The organism is Actinomadura sp. HBU206391, from assembly GCF_014323665.1.
Lineage (GTDB): Bacteria > Actinomycetota > Actinomycetes > Streptosporangiales > Streptosporangiaceae > Actinomadura_C.
This window is the reverse complement of sequence record NZ_JABVEB010000332.1, coordinates 1-5,238: the sequence shown is the minus strand read 5'-3', so window position 1 is coordinate 5,238 and position 5,238 is coordinate 1. Positions and strand designations below refer to the sequence as shown.

Annotated in this window: 5 protein-coding genes; 2 read left to right on the top strand and 3 right to left on the bottom strand. The window is 70.9% G+C overall.

Annotated features, from left to right (window positions below; genetic code table 11):
* Nucleotides 1–7: 7 nt before the first annotated feature.
* Entirely contained in the window at nucleotides 8–1,357 is a 1,350-nt protein-coding gene (locus tag HKK72_RS35635; RefSeq protein WP_187238809.1) for a class II 3-deoxy-7-phosphoheptulonate synthase, read from the top strand.
* 47 nt (nucleotides 1,358–1,404) lie between these two features.
* Here the strand turns inward: HKK72_RS35635 and HKK72_RS35630 are convergent, their stop codons facing one another.
* The 3 genes from HKK72_RS35630 to HKK72_RS35620 are packed head-to-tail and all read right to left on the bottom strand — an operon-like array spanning nucleotide 1,405 to nucleotide 4,286.
* Entirely contained in the window at nucleotides 1,405–1,773 is a 369-nt protein-coding gene (locus HKK72_RS35630) for an ATP-binding protein (RefSeq protein ID WP_187238808.1), read from the bottom strand.
* A gap of 3 nt (nucleotides 1,774–1,776) precedes the next feature.
* Nucleotides 1,777–2,115 (bottom strand): STAS domain-containing protein, encoded by a 339-nt coding sequence (locus tag HKK72_RS35625; protein ID WP_187238807.1) that lies wholly within the window; start codon nucleotides 2,113–2,115, stop codon nucleotides 1,777–1,779.
* 41 nt (nucleotides 2,116–2,156) lie between these two features.
* A complete protein-coding gene (locus HKK72_RS35620; RefSeq protein WP_187238806.1) occupies nucleotides 2,157–4,286 on the bottom strand; it encodes a SpoIIE family protein phosphatase in 2,130 nt (709 codons plus the stop codon).
* A gap of 133 nt (nucleotides 4,287–4,419) precedes the next feature.
* Between HKK72_RS35620 and HKK72_RS35615 the strand changes: the two genes are divergently transcribed.
* Nucleotides 4,420–5,238: HAMP domain-containing protein (locus HKK72_RS35615; protein WP_187238805.1), on the top strand; the 819-nt coding region annotated here is incomplete at its 3' end.

Sequence of the window (5,238 nt, the reverse complement as noted above, 5' to 3'; positions counted from 1 at the left end):
TTTTGCCGTGAGCACACAACCCGTCACCTTCGATCTCGACGCCTGGCGCGAGCGGCCAGCGGCGCAGCAGCCCGAGTGGCAGGATCCTGCGGCGCTCGCCGCCGTCCTCGCCCAGCTGGCCAAACAGCCGCCGCTGGTCTTCGCCGGCGAGTGCGACCAGCTCAAGGATCGGCTGGCCGACGTCGCGCGTGGCCAGGCGTTCGTGCTGCAGGGTGGTGACTGCGCCGAGACCTTCGAGGGGTCCAGTGCCGACATCGTGCGCAACAAGCTCAAGACCCTGCTGCAGATGGCCGTGGTGCTCACCTACGCGGGCAGCGTGCCGGTCGTGAAGATCGGGCGGATGGCGGGACAGTTCGCCAAGCCGCGCTCGAAGCCCACGGAGGTACGGGACGGAGTCGAGCTTCCCGCCTACCGCGGCGACGCCGTCAACGGCTTCGACTTCACCGCCGAGGCCCGCCGTTATGATCCACGGCGGCTGCTCGAGGCTTACTACTGCTCCGCGGTGACGCTGAACCTCTCCCGCGCCTTCACCAAGGGCGGATACGCGGATCTGCGCCAGGTGCACGCGTGGAACCAGGACTTCGTGGCCGGCAGCCCCGCCGGCCAGCGCTATGAGCGGCTCGCCGGCGAGATCGACCGCGCACTGGCGTTCATGAAGGCCTGTGGCGCCGATCCCGAGGAGTTCCACGGGGTGGAGTTCTACTCCAGCCACGAAGCCCTTCTGCTGGACTACGAGCGGGCGCTGACCCGGATCGACGCCCGCACCGGCCTGCCCTATGACGTGTCGGCCCATCTGCTCTGGATCGGCGAGCGCACCCGTGGTCTCGACGACGCGCACGTGGAGTTCATGCGGCACATCCGCAACCCGATCGCGGTGAAGCTCGGGCCCACGACCTCCTCCGACGACGCGCTCGCGCTCATCGACCGGCTCAACCCCGAGCAGGAGCCCGGGCGCCTCACCTTCATCACCCGGATGGGGGCCGGCAAGATCCGTGACGCGCTGCCGTCACTGGTGGAGAAGGTCACCCGGAGCGGTGCCCCCGTCGCCTGGATCTGCGACCCGATGCACGGCAACACCTTCGAGGCCCCGAGCGGGCACAAGACCCGGCGTTTCGACGACGTGCTCGAAGAGGTGGCGGGATTCTTCGAGGTCCACCGTGCGCTCGGAACCCACCCCGGTGGCATCCACATCGAGTTCACCGGCGACGACGTGACCGAGTGCGTCGGCGGCGGCCACGAGATCGTCGAGGACGATCTGCACCAGCGCTACGAGACCGCCTGTGACCCCCGGCTCAACCGCGGGCAGTCACTCGATCTGGCGTTCATCGTCGCGGAGATGTACCGCAAGACGCACTGACCGGAGCGGGGCCGGCGCTCAGGAGGCGCCGTCGCCGAGCCGGCGGCTCAGGTCGACACCTCGGCCCAGACCACCTTGCCGCCCGGTACGGGGTCGGCCCCCCATGCGGCGGAGAACCGGTCGACGATGAACAGGCCGCGATGCCCTTCGTCCTCCGGTTCCGGGATCGTGAGGCGCGGCATGCCGGTCGCCCTGTCGCGTACCTCCACCCGCACCCGGCCGATGCGGCGGATCAGCCGCAGCTCCAGCATCGTCCCGGCGTGCAGCACGGCGTTGGCGACGAGTTCGGCGACGATCGCCGTCACCAGTTCCTCGTACTCGATCAGAGACCACGTGCGCATCGTCCGGGCCGCAAGCCGACGGGCGTATTCAACCGCCTCCGTCTGCGGCGCCGCCCGCAGCGTGGTCTCGGTCATCGATCACACCTCAGCAGTGGTGTCTCCCGCGGCGGGCCCTTCGATCAGGAAACGGTCGAGTCCGGTCGTCCGCAGCACGTTCTCGACCCGCCCGTAGGCGCCCGTGACGGTGAGCTTGGCATCGTGCGCCCGCGCGTGTTTGTAGGCCCGAACCAGAACGTTGAGCCCGGAGGAGTCGCAGAAGTCGACGGCGGTGAGGTCGACGACGATGCGCTCCTCGCCTCCGTCCACCAGCGACGTCAGTCGCTCTCGGAGGTCGTCGGAGGAGTGCAGGTCGATGGAACCGCGCGCGGCGATCACTGCGCGGCCATCCTGTCGTGTCGTGTGCAAGGCCAGCCCCACCCGGACACATTAACGCGCCCGGCGACCCCCTCGCGCATTGATCACGACACTCGCAGGGCGATCAGCGCCACATCGTCGCCCGACGGCTCGGGCCCGAAATCCCGTACGGCCCGCTGTACCCGGGCCGCCACGGCACCGGCGCTGAGCCCCGTGCACGAGCCGAGCAGCCGCTCCAGTCCCTGATCGTCACCGAGCAGCCGGCCGTCGGCCCGGCGCTCGGTGACTCCGTCGGTGACGCACAGGAGCACCTGGCCGCGTTTCAGCTCGACCGTGTCGATCTCGAACTCCACCTCGTCGATCACGCCGAGCAGGGGCTGCGCGGTCACGGCCTCGGCCACGAGTCCGTCGGGGTGCAGCACCAGCGCGGGCGGATGCCCGGCGCTGACCAGTCTGAGGCGCACGCCGTCGCCGTCCTTGGACAGGGAGATCTCTCCGTGCAGCAGCGTCAGCAGCCGCGCCCGCGTCCCCTCTCCCAGGATGAGCCGGTTCAGCCGGGTCAGCACATCGGGCACCGAGAGGCCCTCCGCGGCGAGGATGCGCAGAGCGTGCCTGGCCAGGCCGGTCACCGCGGCGGCCTCCGGCCCGGTGCCGCACACGTCCCCGATCGCGAAGCGCCAGCACGGCCGGCCCTCTTCGTCCACGCAGTTGAACACGTCGTAGAAGTCCCCGCCGACCTCACTGCGCTCGCCCGCGGGTTCGTAGACCACGGCGACCTCGAGCCCCGGGATCTCGGGTACGGCCGGCGGCAGCAGACTGCGCTGGAGCGCGCTGCTCATGGCCATCTGCGCGGAGTACAGACGCGCGTTGTCGATCGCCAGGGCGGCGCGGCGGCTCAGTTCCTCGGCCAGGTCGATCACGCCGCGAAGAAATCTGTCCTGCTTGGGCCGGCCGATGACGATCATGCCGATCCGGCGGCCCCGCGCGATGAGCGGGAAGTTGTAGGCGAGGTCGGTGACCAGGGAGCCCGCCTCGTCGCGGACCGGTTCGGGAGCCGAGCCGAAACCGTTCCAGGGGCCTGGCACGTCGACCGCCGGTACCGGGTCGGCATGATCGAGGAGCTTGCGCAGAGCGTCGATGCGGGTCTCGTCGAGGTGCCAGGTGTAGGCCGGCCTGGCCTTGCCCGCCTCGTCGACCGTATAGACGGCGCACCAGCTCGCCAGCCGGGGCACGACCAACTGGGCGACGAGGGCCATCGTCCGCTCCTGGTCGAGCGTGCCCGCGAGCAGGTCGCTGGCCTCGGCCACGAAGCTCAGCCAGCCCCGCCAGGATCTCTCCAGCTCGCCGACCCTGGCCCGCTCGAGAGAGAGCGCGACCTCGTCGGCGATCCGCCCGAGGCGTTCGGCGTCACTCGGGCCGAAGCGTCCGGGCTCGGCCGACACCGCCACGAGGACGCCCGCCGTACGCCCCTGTGCCCGCAGCGGTGCGGCGGCCAGCGACCGCGCCGCGAGGATCGAGGCGATCGGGTGGGCCGCCGACTCGGCCGGCACGTCGTCGAGGACCCACGGGATCCCCCGCTGCCCCTCCGGCCCGAGGTCGGCGACGCGCAGGCTTCCGGTCCGCACCTCGGGCGCGAGGCCGTCCGAGGCGCCCAGCTTGAGCCGCCCGTCACGCTCGGTCAGCAGTACGGCGGCGCCTTCGGCACCGAGGACGTCACGGACGGTCTCGACGGCCCGCACGAACGGGTCCTCCACGGCCTCGGCCGGGGACCACTCCTCACCCGCGCCGGGACGCAGCACCGGTGGCGCGCCCGAGTCGGCGAGCGGAAGCGACTGGGTGTACGAGCCGGCGGCGCTGCCGTCGGAGGCGGGCAGGCGGAACCACACGCTCTTGGCGAGCCGGTCGTAGGTCACCCCCCACGAATCGGCGAGGCGGGCGGTCGACGGCAGGCCCCTGCCGCTCGAAGCGTCCAGACCCGGCATCGCGATACGGCGGGTAGGATGGTGATCCCGCACCTCTACGTGGAGCTTGTCGTCGTCGACCCGGCAGCACACCTCGAAGGACGTGCCCGCATAGGTGACCGCATTGGTGGCGAGCTCGCTGGTGGCGAGCACCGCGTCATCGGCGACGATCTCCATGCCCCACTCGGTCAGAACCCGCCGCACAAAGCGCCGCGCGGCCGAAACCGACGCGGCGGCGGCGGGGAATGCGGCCGAAACGAGCTGCTGGTCCAACGGTGTCCCCTGGGCTGGAAGCAGTGATACATATCCCTGTCATCGTGACAGACTGCCAATGTCGGGCCCACAGCGCGTCCGCAGATCGTCAACGCTGAACAACGCTGAACCAGGTGGGCCGGGAGGATTGATTATGCCCCGAACGGTAGGCCGTCCACGTCGCTCCGCTAATTTCCGCCGCGACACGAGTCCCCGCTACAGCGACGCCGACCTCGAGCCCCTTTTGCGGGCACTGGCGGCCGTCCGGGACGGGGACTTCCGGGCGGTGGGGCAGATCGAGGCCGATGGCGCGGTCGCGGAGGCGGCCGCCATCCTGGAGGACATCGGCTCGCGCGGCCGTCACCTGTTCGGCGAGCTGTCCCGCGTACGCCGGGAGATCGGGCGCGAGGGCCATCTGGACGAGCGGCTGTCGCCGGGGCCGGATGCGGGCTCCTGGACCGCGGGGCTCGAAGCGGCCAACTCGCTCATCGACACGCTCACCGGGGTGACCACCGGGATGTCCGGGGTCATCGACGCCGTGGCCCAGGGAGATCTCAGCCAGCGGGTCGATCTGCGCTCGGGCGGCCGCCCGCTCCGCGGCGACCTGCTGCGCATGAGCAAGTCGGTGAACCAGCTGGTCGACCAACTGGACCTGTTCACGGCCGAGGTGACCCAGGTCGCCCGAGAGGTCGGCACCGACGGCAGGCTCGGCGGGCAGGCTCCCCTGCGGGGCATGTCGGGCCGGTGGCGGGACGTCACGAGCGCCGTGAACGCGATGGCGGGGCGGCTGACCGCGCAGGTCCGCGACATCGCCGTGGTGACGACCGCCGTCGCCAAGGGCGACCTCACCCGCAAGGTCACGGTGGAGGCGGCCGGCGAGCTGCAGGAGCTGAAGCTCACCGTCAACACGATGGTCGACCAGCTCTCGGCGTTCGCCGACGAGGTCACCCGCGTCGCCCGCGAGGTCGGCACC

Coding starts and splice junctions, on each gene's coding strand:
- HKK72_RS35630 (WP_187238808.1), bottom strand. CDS start 1,773: ATGACCGAGACCACGCTGCGGGCGGCGCCGCAGACGGAGGCGGTTGAA.